Origin of the sequence: Lysinibacillus sp. UBA5990, from assembly GCF_002429815.1 — a bacterium.
Taxonomy (GTDB): domain Bacteria; phylum Bacillota; class Bacilli; order Bacillales_A; family Planococcaceae; genus Lysinibacillus; species Lysinibacillus fusiformis.
The window spans coordinates 1,759,147-1,776,044 of record NZ_DJAY01000015.1 but is presented as its reverse complement, the minus strand read 5'-3'; the positions used below and the strand labels follow the sequence as shown (position 1 = coordinate 1,776,044).

General features: G+C 35.3%; 10 protein-coding genes. 7 read left to right on the top strand and 3 right to left on the bottom strand.

Annotated elements, in window-relative coordinates; genetic code table 11:
• Positions 1–14: 14 nt before the first annotated feature.
• From B3D94_RS21530 to B3D94_RS21510, 5 genes are read left to right on the top strand one after another with little or no spacing between them, the layout of a single operon-like run.
• The gene (locus B3D94_RS21530; protein ID WP_291760387.1) at positions 15–4,871 is read left to right on the top strand and encodes a non-ribosomal peptide synthetase; all 4,857 of its coding nucleotides are present in this window, start codon (positions 15–17) and stop codon (positions 4,869–4,871) included.
• Positions 4,872–4,892: 21 nt separating this feature from the next.
• Positions 4,893–8,090, top strand: a complete 3,198-nt coding sequence (locus B3D94_RS21525) for a condensation domain-containing protein (RefSeq protein WP_291760384.1) — start codon at positions 4,893–4,895, stop codon at positions 8,088–8,090.
• A 2-nt stretch (positions 8,091–8,092) separates the two neighbouring features.
• Complete coding sequence (locus tag B3D94_RS21520) at positions 8,093–8,881, top strand: thioesterase II family protein (protein ID WP_193833708.1); 789 nt, start codon at positions 8,093–8,095, stop codon at positions 8,879–8,881.
• Positions 8,871–10,259 carry a lysine 2,3-aminomutase gene (gene ablA, locus B3D94_RS21515; RefSeq protein ID WP_069481742.1) on the top strand — a complete coding sequence of 463 codons (1,389 nt, stop codon included), beginning with the start codon at positions 8,871–8,873 and terminating at the stop codon, positions 10,257–10,259. Before B3D94_RS21520 ends, ablA begins: the two co-directional genes overlap by 11 nt.
• 14 nt (positions 10,260–10,273) lie before the next feature.
• Positions 10,274–11,029, top strand: coding sequence for a class I SAM-dependent methyltransferase (locus B3D94_RS21510; RefSeq protein WP_291760380.1), 756 nt, complete (start codon positions 10,274–10,276; stop codon positions 11,027–11,029).
• Positions 11,030–11,350: 321 nt separating this feature from the next.
• Here the strand turns inward: B3D94_RS21510 and B3D94_RS21505 are convergent, their stop codons facing one another.
• The 3 genes from B3D94_RS21505 to crcB are packed head-to-tail and all read right to left on the bottom strand — an operon-like array spanning position 11,351 to position 12,401.
• Positions 11,351–11,698 carry a hypothetical protein gene (locus tag B3D94_RS21505; protein ID WP_069481740.1) on the bottom strand — a complete coding sequence of 116 codons (348 nt, stop codon included), beginning with the start codon at positions 11,696–11,698 and terminating at the stop codon, positions 11,351–11,353.
• Positions 11,699–11,712: 14 nt separating this feature from the next.
• Positions 11,713–12,042: a fluoride efflux transporter FluC gene (locus tag B3D94_RS21500; protein ID WP_291760375.1), complete on the bottom strand. Its 330-nt coding sequence runs from the start codon at positions 12,040–12,042 to the stop codon at positions 11,713–11,715.
• A complete protein-coding gene (crcB, locus tag B3D94_RS21495) occupies positions 12,039–12,401 on the bottom strand; it encodes a fluoride efflux transporter CrcB (protein WP_291760372.1) in 363 nt (120 codons plus the stop codon). The genes B3D94_RS21500 and crcB overlap by 4 nt, the downstream gene beginning before the upstream one ends.
• A 993-nt stretch (positions 12,402–13,394) precedes the next feature.
• Here crcB and B3D94_RS21490 point away from each other — a divergent pair.
• On the top strand, positions 13,395–15,137 hold the full coding sequence (locus B3D94_RS21490) for an ABC transporter ATP-binding protein (RefSeq protein ID WP_291760370.1): 1,743 nt from the start codon (positions 13,395–13,397) through the stop codon (positions 15,135–15,137).
• On the top strand, positions 15,134–16,867 hold the full coding sequence (locus B3D94_RS21485) for an ABC transporter ATP-binding protein (protein ID WP_069481738.1): 1,734 nt from the start codon (positions 15,134–15,136) through the stop codon (positions 16,865–16,867). Before B3D94_RS21490 ends, B3D94_RS21485 begins: the two co-directional genes overlap by 4 nt.
• Positions 16,868–16,898: the final 31 nt, after the last annotated feature.

The following is a 16,898-nucleotide window of genomic DNA, read 5'->3' as shown; positions in this document are numbered from 1 at the left end:
ATTGGGGTAATAGAATGTCAAATTTCTATGAAAGTTTTTTTAGTGAAGAAATCGATTACTATGACGGACAAAGCTTATGGTTCAATCAAAAAAAATACAGTTTAAAACAATTGACTCATAAATCGTTTAAGTTAGCAACCGCTATGCAAGAAAATGGGATTATACCGGGCTGTGAACAAAAGGTTTTAATTGTTCTTAGGAGGTCACCTGCTCTTCTTGTTGCACATTTATCAACATTTATTGCTGGTGGGGTTATTGTTTGTATTGATCCAGAAACACCAAGGGACAGAATCGACAACATCATTGACGATATCAAACCTAGCATCATCATTACGCATCCAGATATTTATGAGGCAAATGCTTTTCAAAATCAGATCACTTTTAAGCTTGATGACGTTCTTCAGCATTTTAATTTAGATCATAAGGAAATTAACATAAATATTCATTTTTCTTTGAAATCAGCTGCTTATATTGTTTTTACATCAGGTACTACAGGCAAACCTAAGGGTGTAGTCGTTGAATGGAATTCTTTAAATCGCTTAATCGATTGGCATACAAAAACGTTTGATGTGACAAAAGATTCAATCGTATCTTTAACCTCTTCACCTGGATTTGACGCTTCCATTTGGGAGATTTGGGGTGCAATAGCTTCAAGAGCGTCCATATATATGACGACAATAGATGAAAGACTTAATCCAGAGCTTCTAAAAAATACTTGGATAAAGCACCAAGTAACGCATTCATTTGTATCTACCCCTATTGCTGAGCGACTAATGGAACTGGACTGGGATAATAGTCACGTAGCTTTAAAATATCTTTTAGTAGGGGGAGATAAACTAACAAAATACCCTTCAAAAGATTTACCTTTTCATGTGGTAAACAATTATGGACCAAGTGAAGGGACTGTTGTAAGTACTTCTGGGATTATAGAGAGAGCAGTTGGTAAGGCGAAAAAGCTACCTCATATTGGTTCAGCCTTACCTTATGTAAAGTGTTTTATTTTAGATCGAAATTTACAAATCATTCATGAGGTAGATAGAAAAGGAACACTATGGATATCTGGTGATGGATTAGCACGAGAGTATATTAATTTGCCACATGAGACAAATGAAAAATTTAAACAGTTTGAAATTGACGGTGAAAATGTAAGAGTCTATAACACTGGAGATGTCGTAAGTAGAGATGCTCAAGGAAATTTTAATTTCCATGGTAGAGAAGATTTTCAATTAAGCATTAATGGAGTGAGAATTGAATTAGGGGATATTGAGAGTACTCTTCAAAAACATAATAGAGTAAGTCAAGCTATAGCACTACCATTACATATAGCTTCAAATACGCTATTAACAGCATCCATTGTATTAGAAGAGGAATCCTCGATTTCAGAACTTGAACTATTTAGCTATTTGAAAGAGAAGCTACCTAAAAATATGATACCAGTTCAACTTATTTTTCATAAACATTTACCGTTGACTAGAAACGGGAAAATAGATCGTGAATTGTTGAACAAACAGCATATAGAATATTTCAATAGTAAACAATTACTTGAATCTTCAATGAATATAAGTGAATCTTTGCAAAAAATTATTGATATTTTTTCTTCTACCTTAAACTTGAAATGCTCATCAAAAACAGATTTATTTGAAGTTGGAGGAAATTCCTTAGACGCAGCACAAATTGCTATGAATGTTTCAAAAGCATTTAATGTTGATTGTTTACCATGGCAAGTACAGCAACAGAGAAAACCATGTAATTTATTGGATATTCTTTCTACTTTACCAGCCTTATCATCAAATAATGAACCTACTATGTTTGATCAAAACGAGTGGTTTCCTGCAACGAGTATGCAGAAAGGTCTTTGGTATTTGTGGAAAACAAATGAAGGAAATCCATTTTATAATGTAGGCGCTACTTTTCAAATTAACGGTCTTTTTGATGAACATAAGTTTTATAGTGCCTTTATCAATATAATAAAGAAAAATGCCGCCTTTTTTGTGAATTTTAGAGAAAATACCTCCTATGGAATTGAACAAAAAATTAGAAATATAGATGAAATAGTAGAGCATGTGGATCATCACATACAAATCTTGCAGGTGAAAAATATGGAGGAGGCGCGCACACTTGCAAAGACAATTTATAATCAACCTTTCCAGTTAGAGAGCGATTTATTGTTTAGAGGGGCAGTCATTCATACAGAGAATGCAGGAGCTGTTTTTGTACTTGTATCTCATCATATTGTATGTGATGGCTTATCTTTAAAAAATATACTGCAAAATATAGCTAAAGTTTATAATGAGGAAATTACAATAGATGACATAAAACCAAGTAGTTCTGAAAATTTATATAATAATATCAATAAATTGGTTAATAAATCACAGGATCAAAATTTGAAAGATTTTTGGTTTGAGCAATCTAAGGCATTTAAACTTGCTCAACTACCTATTCAAGAGAAATCCGAAGAATATATAAGAATTGGAAAGATTTTAGAGATTGAAAGCAATAGAGGGCTAGGTAAAAAAATTGATCAATTTTCACAGGAAATGAAATTGAGTCAGTTTACAATATTACTAACTGCTTGGGCACTAAATTTAGCAAAATATTGCATGCAAGATACAATAACGATTGGAATTCCTTATCATGGCAGAACAAATGAAAATTTAAATGATGTTGGAATGTTTGTTAATTTAGTTCCTTTAACACTTTCATTAAATAAAAAGGCCTCCTTTAAAGAGCTCTTGCGTGAAATTAGTAACACTGTACATGAAAATATTGCTCATGGAGATTTCTCAATTGTTGATATTGCGGCTAACATTGATAAAAGAGAGTATCTTGATGTAGTAAATAATACATTCAGTCTTAAAGTGAATCTTGAAATGGATTTAAAGAATATCAACACAAGCTTTATCGAGCAAGATACTGGTGGATCAAGATTTCCTTTAAGTTGTTTCTTCAATGTGGAAAATGGAGAAGTAAAAGGACATATAGAATATTCTTTTGCCCATTTTACAGACGTAGAGATTCAATTGTTGGCGAAGAATTATTTGAGTTTACTTGCCTCATTAATAAATGAACCAGATCATTTGTGGGGTACTGCATTTACTAAAGGTTCCATTATATCCTCCAATGATAATGGGGAACTATTACAAATGGCTAAGCCACTCCACTGTCAATTTGAAGAGGCAGCGAAAAAATATAAGGATTATATTGCCATTCAAGAGCTGGATAGAGCATTAACATATGAACAACTCAATCAAGAAGCAGAAAAATATTCTTCATTACTGCTATCAATGGGTATTGAAAAAGGCGATTACGTGCCTATGTATATGGACAGAGGAATAGATGCCATTGCAGTAATACTAGGTGTTCTGAAAGCAGGCGCAGTATATGTTCCTTTAGATACGGAGCATCCTATAGCAAGAACACAGAAATTATTAGAGCGATTAAATCCAAAGGTTTTAATGGTAAATACAATAGATGAAATACCATATGGAGAATGGGAAATTGTAAATACTCTAGAAAAAAATATAGTTAAAAATAATGTAAAAGCAATGGGACCTGTCTCTGTTCATGATCCAGCATATCTTATGTTTACTTCTGGATCGACAGGTGAGCCAAAAGGTGTAGTATGTCCACATTTAGGGGCTTCTTTACGTATTGAATGGCAAAAAAATCAAAATAAGCTTAAACCTGGTAACAAAACATTATTTAAAACGCCATATACATTTGATGTATCTGTTTGGGAAATATTTTATACCCTTTGTACAGGTGCTACGTTAATTGTTGCTCCTAAAGACTTGCATCGTGATCCTTTAGGTTTATTGAAATTTATTTGTGATGAGTCAATTGATTTGTGTCATTTTGTCCCTTCTGTGTTGCAATTAATGCTTAATGAAATGGACTCTCAAAAAGATTACAAATTGCCATTAAAGTATCTTCATTTAAGTGGGGAAGCACTACCAGCTCCATTAGCTAAAAAAATAAATGAGTTGTTACCACAAGTCGAAGCATTCAATTTATATGGTCCAACTGAGGCGGGGATTGAAGTTACTGTTCAACAGGTAACAAAAGATCATTATAATATAGGTTTTCCATTACCGTATGTAGAAATGGAAGTGGTCGATGAAGCCGGGCTACCAGTTCCAAAAGGTTTTCCAGGTGAATTAATGATCGGAGGACCTTCTTTAGCAAAAGGTTATTTCAAGAATGAAATCGAAACGGATAAAGTTTTTGTAAAGCGAAATGGAAAAACCTTTTACAAGTCTGGCGATTTGGTAAAGATTTCAGCGAATGGCAGTTTAGATTTTCTAGGAAGAAAAGATTCACAAGTTAAGGTAAACGGTGTAAGGATTGAGATAGAAGAGATTGAAGCTTGTGTTATACAGCAACCACAAGTTAACGATGCAGCAGTAGTATTAGGGCATGATCAAACTAACAAACCATGCTTAGTCTGCTTCTACACTTTAAATGTGAAAGATAGTCTAAGCAGAAATGATTTGAAAAAAGCTGTTTCTAAAGACTTACCAGTAACGTATATTCCATCGATGTTCGTTGAGTTAGAAAAATTACCATTAACATCTAGCGGAAAAAGAGACAGAAAACTACTTAGCTTAGAAGCTTCGCAATACCTTGCAGACGGTGCTCAAAATACATTTAGGGAGCCAACGACCGAACTGGAAAAATCAATTGTAGAGGTTTGGGCTGAAGTGCTAAAGGTTAACGAAATAGGTATCGATGATAACTTTTTTGAAATCGGTGGAGATTCCATTAAATCACTTCAAATAGTATCTAAATTGCGTACCAATGGTATTGACATTACTCCGAAAGACTTTTTGAAGCACCCTACGGTATCAGAGATGTCTCTCATACTTAAATAATGTGGAAGGAGGTTAGCATAGATGGTACAAAATGAAAAAAAACTCCCGTTAACACCATTGCAATTGGTTATGTTAATGGAAACATTAAAAGACCCAGATTCAGAAGCATATTGGCAAATTCTGTCTTATGAAATTCCTAACTCATTTACATTCAAAGAGATTCAAGAAGCTTGGTTAAATACTGCCAGAGCCAATCCAGCATTAAGAACAAAATTTGAGTGGGAGCAAGAGATAGAACCAATCCAAATTATTCAAAGCAATGTAGAAGAAATTAATGTAATAGAGGTTAATTATTTAAGGATTCAAGATGAATTTATGAATATAGAGAATTGGTTTAAAAGTGAGATTGGTAGGCTACAGCGTACGTTTCTAAATAAGACACAACAATTTTACCTTATTCAAAACTGGAAACCTTCTAAAAACCTATTAGTATGGGTGCACCATCATATTATTATGGATGGTTGGTCAATTGCTCAGACACTTGAAGATTTCTTTAAGCTGTTAAATAAGGATGTCACTTCATTAGCAATTCGTCCAGATATCGAACCATATTTACATTATATTAATGATCCAATGTATCAAAAAGGGCTGGAAAAATATTGGGGAAATGTGTTAAGTGATTTAGCTGAAGCAGAAACATTAGCTATAGAAAAGTCACAACATAGGGGTCAAAAGCCATTATTTGAGTATTTGGATAAAGAGTTAAGTAAGAGAGCAGCAGAAAATCTTCATGCCTATAGCATAAAGAACAGAGTGACTACTTCAAGCATCGCTTTAACAATATGGGGCGTGTTGATTAATCGATATCAACATACGAATAAGCTATACGTAGGTTCGACTTTTGCATTAAGGCCGTATCAATTAATAGAGTCGAGTGACATGAATGGGATGCTCATAAACACATTACCAGTCAAAATAGGTATAGAAGATGAACTAACATTAAAAGAAGTATGCCTCCAGACAATGGATCATCTGCAAGATGTTTCTGAAAATAGCGGAATTCCGTATTCTAAATTATTACAGTTTGGTGGTGTGTCTGGAAATACAGAAATCTTTAAAACCTCTGTCATTTTCCAAAATTTCAAGGGAAGCTTAAATCATAAAAAGAATGGTGATTTGGTTCACCAGTATGGAACAAGCTCTGATCCTTTATCCGTAACATTTGATATTACACAAGGCTCCATATGCTTACGATTAGGTTGGGATCAACAACGTTATGAGCAAACAGAGCTTATGAGACTTCTAGATTCTCTTGAGTATATATTTGAAAATATAGATACCTATAATAATATGTTGGTTAAAAATATTAACTTAACACAAATCGAAGAGCTATATTTAAAAAATGTTTTAACGACAGATGTTTATGCAACGTCTGAAAATTTTTCGATTCAATCTATTTTAGGAGATTACAGGGAAGATTCTTTAGCCATTTCAGATGGTCAAAGAAATTTAAGTTATCAAGATGTGAAAAGATATATCAATATCGTGGCTAATGAACTACTCAAAGAAGGAGTACAGAGTGGGGATACTGTTGCATTGGTAGGGAAAAAAAGTATTGAAACAGCAATCGGTATTTTTGCTGCTTGGACAATAGGGGCTGCATGGTGTGCTATTGATACGAGTATACCTGAAGCAAGAACTAAACGTACATTAGAGACATTGCAGCCAAAAACATTATTATTCCTAGATAACATTCCAACCATTGTTGAACGTAGTACGGATGAGACAGAAATAATGAGTGAGGCCTACAAATTTAATTCCGGAGATGTGGCATATTATATTTCTACTTCTGGTAGTACAGGAGAACCTAAAATCGTTTCATTAAAAGCAGAAGGGTTGTCACAAATCATACAAAGTTGGAAACAATTTTATCACCTTGATAGTGAACAGTATGTTCTTCAACTAGGGAGTTGGACATCTGATGTTTTTTTAGGTGATTTGCTGAAGGCATGGTCAACGAATGGATATTTGTTTGTTTGCGAGGAAGAAAAAAGAATTGATATGGCCTATTTAGCAGAAATGGCAGCTAAATATAATGTTTCATTTTTAGAGTCAACACCTGTTTTAGTAAGGGAATTTATCCACTTTTTAAATGAAGAAAATAGGGTCTTAAAAGATTTAAAAACAATCGTAGTAGGTGCTGATACGTTCAGACTTGAAGAAAAGAATGAAATATGTGACATGCTTTGGGAAGGCGTCAATTTTTATAATGGTTATGGTCTAAGTGAATGTACAATTGAGTCTCTAGTTTATATGTGTAATAACAATCAGGATAGTTCTAAATCAGGACTTTGTCCAATAGGTAAACCATTACCGGGAACAATGCTGAGAATTGTTGATAAAACAGGTAATTCTGTAGCCCCTGGCATGATAGGTGAATTACACATTGGAGGGAAACAAGTAACAAAAGGCTATGTAACAGAGGAGGGATTAGTTACCTCCACTTGTTATACTCTGGATGGTGTTAGCTATTTCCGGACTGGTGATCTAGTAAGATTAAATGCTAATGGAGTGATTGAATTTTATGGACGCAGTGATCAGCAAGTAAAAATTCGAGGCTATCGATTAGAATTAGGTGAAGTAGAGAACGCGTTATTATCACTTCAACCTGGCATGGAATGCTTTGTTAGCTGTCTTCCAAGTAATAACGGTGAAAATACTTTAATTGCCTTTATCAGTGGGATAGACCAAAGTATTGAGACAATTAATAGTAGGATTTCTAAGATACTTCCGGATTTTGCTATTCCGAATGTAATCGTTCCATTAGAAAAGCTACCTCGCAATACGAATGGCAAGATTGATAGAGTGTCGCTCAGGAAAAAAGCTGAAGAATTACTGAATCAATTAACCGCTACGTCGACTATCTCAATGTCAGGCGATATGGTTGATATTGTAAGAGAGACATGGGAAGTAGTTTTAGGAAAAAAAGTACAGTTGAATCGGAGTCTATTCGATCAAGGTGGCCACTCTTTAATTGTACTTAAATTATATAACTTACTTCGAAAAGTGTTACCTTCTTATGAGTTTGTAGTTGGTGATCTTTTCCGATATCCAACTATCAATCGGTTTGTAGAAGAAATTACGGCTAGAAAAGAGGCAGAGCCTATTGCAGAAAGTACTATTCCATCTTACAGCAAAATAGAAGTACTTGAAAAAGTGAAACAAGGCGAGCTTACAGTAGAGGAAGCTATGAAAATAATAGGTGGTCATAGATTGTGAAGATGAAACAAGAAAAAGGATATTTAGTATATAACCCAAGTCCACATGCAAAATTAAAATTGCTATGTTTTCATCATGCTGGAGGTTCAGCACTTTCAATGGTTCCTTTAGTGAGAGATTTATCTGAAGATGTAGAAGTATGTTTGTTTGAATTACCTGGTAGAGGAATGACAAATGATTTACCCTTTCTATCAACATTTTGTGAGGCAAAAGAATATCTATTTAAAACAGTATTTCATTATATTGATCGCCCAGCCGTTTTATTTGGTCATAGTTTAGGAGGACTATTTGTCTATGCTTTATCAAGTTTACTGGATGAGAAAAGTCAATATATTAAAAAATTAATTATTTCAGCTGCTAGGTCCCCCATAACCGTAGCTAATCATGCGACGCATCCTGAAGCTCCGTTTACGAGGCGAACGAGGGAAAGTATTATAGCAGATATTAGAAGGCTAGGTGGAGTGCCAAATGAGCTTGAGTCTGACTCGAGGCTATTCAATTCAATAGTGGATGTTACAGGCAGAGATTTTCATTTGCTTGATACATTTAAATTCGATGATAAAGCATTGGTCAACTATCCAATGGAACTTTGGTTAGGTACACAAGATTCAGCAGTTCCTGATGAGGAAGTTAAACTGTGGGAGAAAATGGCGCTCAATGACTATAAGTGTAAGTATTTTAATGGTGGTCATTTTTACTTGAGTGAGAATGAGGAGCCTGCTAAAGAGTTGAGACAGGAACTCATGAATATTAATACCAACATCAAAGGAGGGGTGATTCATGCAGACTAAACTTAAACCAGGTGAAAGAAGACATTATAGGGAAATTGAACTTTGGAAAGATATTACTAAAGAGCAATGGGATGATTGGCATTGGCAATTAACGAACACTATTAAAACTTTAGATGATTTAAAGAAAGTTGTAAACTTGACTGAAGAAGAAGAAGAAGGAGTTAAAATTTCTCTACAAACGATTCCTTTAAATATAACTCCTTATTATGCATCTTTAATGAATCCGGATGATGTACGATGTCCAATACGTATGCAGTCTGTGCCATTATCTGCTGAAATTATGAAGAGTCACTATGATCTAGAGGATCCATTGGATGAAGATGAAGATTCCCCTGTACCAGGTATAACTCATAGGTATCCTGATAGAGTATTGTTCCTAGTTACCAATCAATGCTCCATGTATTGTCGATATTGTACAAGAAGAAGATTTTCTGGACAGGTGGGGATGGCAGTACCTAAAAAGCAGCTTGATAGAGCTATTGATTATATTAGGAATAATGAAGAAATTAGAGACGTTTTATTGTCTGGCGGAGATGCCTTATTAATTAACGATAAAATTCTTGAATATATTTTAAGTAGTTTAAGAGATATACCGCATGTTGAAATAATTCGAATTGGTACTAGAGCACCAGTCGTATTTCCTCAAAGAATAACGACTGAGTTGTGTTCGATTCTAAAAAAATATCATCCTGTATGGCTAAATACACACTTTAATACATCGATCGAGTTAACTGATGAGGCGAAAGAAGCCTGCGAGAAGTTAGTCAATGCGGGGGTTCCAGTTGGGAATCAGTCTGTTATTCTGACGGGGATAAATGATAGTGTGCCAATAATGAAAAAATTAGTGCATGATTTAGTTAAAATCCGTGTTAGACCATACTATATTTATCAGTGTGATCTGTCTGAGGGGATTAGCCATTTTAGAGCGCCTATTTCTAAAGGATTGGAAATAATTGAATCTTTAAGAGGACATACTTCTGGCTATGCTGTGCCAACATTCGTGGTAGATGCACCAAACGGAGGTGGGAAGATAGCGTTACAGCCAAATTATATACTTTCCCAGAGTCCTGAGAAAGTAGTTTTAAGAAATTATGAAGGCGTTATTTCTTCTTATCCAGAGATAAAGCACTATGAATCAGGTACAGCCGATAGTTATTTTTCTGAAGTTTATGATTTAAAATCATATGACTCAACAGGCATTTCAAAGCTTTTAGAGCCTGAACCTTCGAAAAGCTTAGTACCTACAAATCTTCAACGATATAAATTAAGAGAAAGATATAAAGAAGAGGGAGCGGAGACATTAAAGGATAAAAGAGAAAATAGAGATGTGTTAAAACAAAAGAAAATATTACAAGCACAGAAAACAAATAAATGTTAGATAGGGGAATAGTGATGGTAAGCTTTTATGGTAGTTTATCTACAGAATTATATGATATAGATAAATATATTGGTAAATCATTTGGAGATGTAGAGTATTATTCAAAAAGGTTAGAAGGTGTTAAGGGAAAGATATTAGAGCCTGCCGTTGGCAATGGTCGTATCCTAATACCTTTATTGCATAAAGGACTAAATATTGAAGGTTTTGATCTTTCTGATGACATGTTACAATTATGCAAAAAAAATTGTGCAGAAAGTGAGTTTACACCCAATCTATATTCATTAAATATGTGCAATTTTTCTTTGGAACAAAAATATGAGGCGATTATTATTCCGACTGGTTCATTCCTATTATTGCATCAAAGAGAAGATTCTTTAAAAGCCTTAAAGTGTTTTTATGATCATTTAGAGGTTGGAGGCCGTTTAATAGTAGATACTTTCCTTCCTGAGTCGTTTGAGAAGGGGTATGTTTCAACTAGAGTATTTAAGAATCAAGACGGTGACTCTATAACATTGGAAGAAGTATTAGTAGATGTGGATTACATTAATCAATTTACGATTACTCACAATAAATATCAGAAATGGGAAAATACTAAACTAATTGATACTGAGTTAGAGATCTTCCCATTAAAGTGGTATGGAGTAGAAGAGTTTAGAGCAATTTTACAAGATATTGGATTTAAGGATGTAACGATTTCTTCAGATTATGAATATAATAAATACCCAACAAATGGTTCACAGGTATTTACGTATGAAGCAATAAAAGAATAGCACTTAATAATGATAGAACCCCGAAATAAAAAGTGTTTGTTCTTCAAGTCCTTAAAAGTTCGATTGGTAAACGATTTGTTTACCAAATCGAACTTTTTCCTTTTTTGTTGAAAGTTGTATGGGACCCAATTTCAGTAGGTCAAGGGCAAAAGTATATGGTGGGTCAAGTTTTGAGGTAAATCTCGTCAATCAACTGCACATGATGACAGAATGAAAAAGGCTAAGATTCACAACAGACAAAAGCATTTGATTCGACAGTGGATGGGAAAATAAAAGAACTTATACATTTAAAAGAGGCGCCCTTATAAAACGAAGAGACGCCTAAAACATTTGAGGTAAAAATTCCTTTATGAATCGTTGATTTTTACGTAACCATATTTTTAATATCATCCGATGTGTTAATAATCTATGTCGCTTATTAGGCCTTGCCTTCGCTTCTATTAAGCTTTGTAGTAGAATACAAGTCTCCGTTGCAAAGGCTTGAGGCTCTACGAGAACATCAAGCTTATAGTCGATTAGCTGTGCTGCCTGAACCTTTGCCAGTAGTTGAGCAAATTGGGTGTTCATAGCCGCATAATTTTCTGCCAATTCTAGGTCGATAAGGGTATAGAGTGCTTGTTCAATTTCAAGTTCCAATTCTTGTAGTAGCTCATTGGATGGCTGTGTCATTCCTATCACCTCTTTTACACGGCAAAATAGCCAATGGTGGCAAATAGTATGCCAAACAGCAGGGTACTAGCTATATAGCTTATTACTTGCCCCCATTTTTGCTGTTCAATTAACTGTAATGATTCAAATCCAAAAGTCGAAAATGTTGTATATGCTCCTAAAAAGCCAATGCCAATCAGCTGCCATAACCAATCACTGAGATGGAGGGCAAAAACAAGACCGAGTGCAAAGGAACCTGTACAATTGATGATAAAAGTTGCCCACGGATACGGATGGGCCAATAGTTTACCTAAATAAAACCTTAAAATAGCGCCCAAAAATCCACCAACCCCGACAAAAATCATGCCAGTCGCCCCCTTGCAAGACGAATACCCAACCAGGCGCATATTAAACCGCCTACAACACTTATGAAAACATAGAGAACTGCTAGGAGCCACTCATTTTGTTGAACGAGTAATAATGTCTCTAAGGAAAATGTCGAATAAGTAGTAAAGGCTCCACAAAAACCAGTGCCAATCCCAAGTACAAGAGGTGTGCGCTTTGTAAAAGTAGTGAAAAGCCATGCTAGGCAAAAGCAGCCAAGTAAATTTATCAATAATGTTGTGGATGGAAATCCTTCCGAGTTTGGAACGGCAATACTCAGGCCATATCGGAAAATGGCTCCAATAATGCCGCCAATTGCAACTGTGAAAAATGATTTCAACGTCAAGACCCCTTACTAAAATGACTATTATTAAAAAGTGTATCACGAGAAGAAAATTTTAGAAATATTCGATATTGGGAATTTCAATAAATAGAGTTTTCAACATCTAAAAAACTTCCAACAAAATGAATTAATATGTCCCTAGATGGTGTTTACCTCCTTATATAGTTGATAGATCGTACTTTAGAAAGGGTGAATGATTAATGATTATGCTGTAACGATATAATATATAAATATAGTATACAAAGATAGAATTAAGGTTGGTTTGAGAAAATTTGTAGTAAAGCTGCTAGCTAAAAAAGAGTGACAGGCAATACATGTAAAAAACACCGCTTACGGGTTATCCGTAAACGGCTAAACCAGTAACGGAAAATCCGCCACTACTAATTAATAAATAACTAAATAATAATAAATAAAATAATGATGATATATAGACATAGCGCGTAGCAATCTTTTTCTCACTACCAGTTCATTTCAGTCTTTAGGTTAATGTAAGCTATTAAAAAATAATGTAATGTTAAAAGTAATAAATGACGAACATGCTTTCCTTTTGGGCTTTTGGTATAAAATTGTATTTTAGTGCTTTAAAGCGCTAACTATTTCCTGAAAATGATAAAAAATAACTGGGGGATAGTTGACAATTATTTCTATAGTGTGATAATCTTCAAGAACACTATAACAAATAAACCAAAGGAGGGCATGACAATGTTAATTTCATCAGTATCATATTCAATGACAGCTACATACATTGTCCATGCCTAATGCTTATTTAAGATTGCACATAAAGGTATGGATTTGATCCGGCCTTTTATAAGAGACACATGCTCTTTGGAGGGGTATGTGTCTTTTTTGGTGCCTAAAAAGGTTATAGTGAAAACCAAAAAGGAGTGTATGTTTATGAGAAACACTGTACGACGAATGACTTTCAAAAAGGAATTTCTAGAAAGTGGGTAGCAATGCCACAACAGCACGGAAGAAAGAAGGTTATCATGTATGTTTGATGTTTTAAGTAAATTAGGCTGGTTCTTTAAACGATATTGGAAACAATATACAGTAGCGATTGTGCTATTGATGATTGCCAGTGGATTAGAAGTTGTTCCACCGTATTTACTGGGCTCTATTATTGATATATTGACTGCAGGGGAAATGACGCCAGCTATTTTAACAAAGTATGTATTTATTTTTGTCGGGATTATTATTGGGGGCTATCTGCTAAATTTTGTGTGGCAATTCCGACTATTTGAAGGGGCTATTAACCTTGAAAAAATTTTACGTCGAAATTTGATGCAGCATTTTTTACGTATGACTCCAACCTTTTATGAAAAAAATCGTACAGGGGACTTAATGGCTCGGGCAACAAATGACTTAAATGCCGTTTCCACGACGGCAGGATTTGGGATTATGACGTTGATTGACTCCACAATTTATATGGGTTTTATTATTTTTGCAATGGGCTATATGATTTCTTGGAAGTTAACACTCTTCGCCATGCTACCTGTTCCTATTATGGCCATCCTCATTCAATATTTAGGAAAAATTGTTCATGAACGTTATATGAAGGCTCAGGATTCTTTTGGGGAATTAAACGACAGTGTCCTTGAATCAGTCGCAGGTGTGCGAGTAGTGCGTGCCTATGTGCAGGAAAAAAAGGATGAGGCTAATTTTGCGAATATGAGTGAAATCGTTTATGAGAAAAATATTCATACGGCTAAAATTAATGCTTTATTTGGCCCGATTACTAAAGTGGGCACTGGAATCAGCTATGTTGTTGCGCTTGGGTATGGTGCTCATTTAGTGGCGACAGAGGCTATGACAGTTGGGCAACTTGTTACCTTTAATGTTTATTTAGGATTAGCGGTTTGGCCAATATTTGCCATTGGAGAGCTGATCAATGTCATGCAACAAGGGAATGCATCACTCGATCGTGTGCAGGAAACGTTAAACTATGAGGCGGATGTTCAAAATATTCCGAATCCCCAAATGATTGCGACACCTAAAGCAATTGGCTTTGATGATTTAACATTCCAATATCCAATGAGCCAAGTGAAAAACCTACAACAAGTTTCATTGTCATTGAAAAAGGGTCAAACGCTTGGAATTGTTGGAAAGACAGGCGCGGGGAAAACAACCTTCCTCCGTCAATTATTACGTGAATATCCAATCGGTCAGGGACAGCTTTCCATTGACGGCATTGATATTACTGCTCAAACGAAGGAGCAGATTCTAGATTGGATTGGCTATGTACCACAAGACCATGTGTTATTCTCACGGACTATTCGTGAAAATATATTATTCGGGAAAGAAGATGCGACACAAGCAGAATTGCAGCAGGCGATACGTGCGGCGTATTTTGAAAAGGATTTAGAAAATCTATCAATGGGTCTTGAAACGCTTGTAGGTGAAAAAGGTGTATCTCTTTCGGGCGGTCAAAAGCAACGTGTATCCATTGCTCGCGCATTAATTAAAGATCCTGAAATTTTAATGCTAGATGATTCACTGTCAGCTGTTGACGCGAAGACAGAAGCTAGAATTATTGAAAATATTCAGCGAGAACGTGATGGGAAAACAACGATTATTACCACGCACCGATTATCGGGTATTCAACATGCTGATATTATTATCGTGTTGGATGATGGGCAAGTTGTTGAGCAAGGGACACATGAGGAACTTCTTTCACGACAAGGATGGTACAAGGAGCAATTTGACCGTCAGCAGCTAGAAGGAGGTGCCTCATGAGTACGAGTCAACGTTTAATGCGCTATGCAATGTATTTTAAAAAGCCTATTTTTCTAGGCTTATTCTTCTTAACAATCGCCGTTTTTACGGAGCTTGTCGGGCCATTTATTGCTAAACATATTATTGATAATTACATGACGATTGGTCATATTGAAATCAAACCGATTACGTGGTTACTAATTGTTTATTTACTATTAGCCATTGCTACAGCGATATTACGCTATTTCATGTATATTTACTTACAAATTGGTGCGAATCGGGTTGTTCAAAAATTACGTAAAGATGTGTTTGAACATATTCAAACATTACCGATCCAGTACTTTGACAATTTACCAGCGGGCAAAATTGTTGCACGTGTTACAAATGATACAGAGGCGGTTCGGAATTTATATGTACAGGTACTTTCCAATTTTGTGACGAGCTTCATATCCATCTTTGGAGTTTATATAGCACTCTTTATTTTAAATTGGAAAATGGCAATGCTTGCTTTAACGATGATTCCTATTGTGTATTTATGGATGATTTTATATCGAAAATTTGCTTCCAAATATAATGATGTTATCCGTACGAAAATTGCTGATATTAATGCCATGATTAATGAATCTATTCAAGGGATGACCATTATTCAGGCCTTCCGACGTGAGCAACAAATGACGAAGGAATTTGATGATATGAATAATGAGCATTACGCTTACGAGCGAAAGCTTTTAGTTCTTGATTCAGCTACATCCTTTAACCTTGTGAATACGTTAAGGATGATTATGTTTACAGTCTTTATTGTCTATTTTGGTACACAATCCTATACAGCCACAGAAGTGATTACAGCGGGTACATTATATGCGTTTGTCGATTATTTAACAAAGCTATTTAATCCTATAACGAATATCGTGAACCAATTTTCTCAGCTTGAGCGTTCTCTTATTGCAGGGAAACGTGTGTTTGAGGTGCTAGATACAGATGGTGAGCCTGTCTCAGAAAAAAGTTTGCCAAGATATAAGGGCAATGTGCTTTTCGAGGATGTTTCATTTGCTTATAAAGATAATGAATACGTACTTAAGAACCTTTCATTCGAGGCACATCAAGGTGAAACTATCGCCTTAGTTGGTCATACAGGCTCAGGGAAAAGTTCGATTATGAACTTACTTTTCCGCTTTTATGATCCGTCGAAAGGTAAAATTACCATTGATGGCGTTGATATAACATCGGTCCCTCGTCAAACAATGCGGGAGCATATGGGAATTGTACTTCAAGACCCGTATTTATTCACGGGAACCATTGCCTCCAATGTGAGCTTAAATAACCCAAACATTTCTCCAGAAAAGATTAAGGATTCCTTAAATGCTGTTGGAGGAGAACGTGTTTTAGCGAATTTACCAAATGGATATGATGAACCTGTAATCGAGAAGGGAAGTACACTATCTTCAGGACAACGTCAGCTCATTTCCTTTGCAAGAGCTCTTGCCTTCGATCCAGCAATTTTAATATTGGATGAAGCAACATCCAATATTGATACAGAGACAGAGGAGATTATTCAGCATGCAATGGATGTCCTGAAAAAAGGACGAACAACATTTATTATTGCCCACCGACTTTCTACGATTAAAAACGCAGATCGAATCTTAGTGTTAGATCGAGGGGAAATTGTCGAGAATGGCACACATGATGAATTACTTGAGCTTGGTGGAATTTATGAAAAAATGTATCAAATGCAAGCCAATTCCTTACAATAATCTAGATAATAAAATCTTACGGGTCAGACCG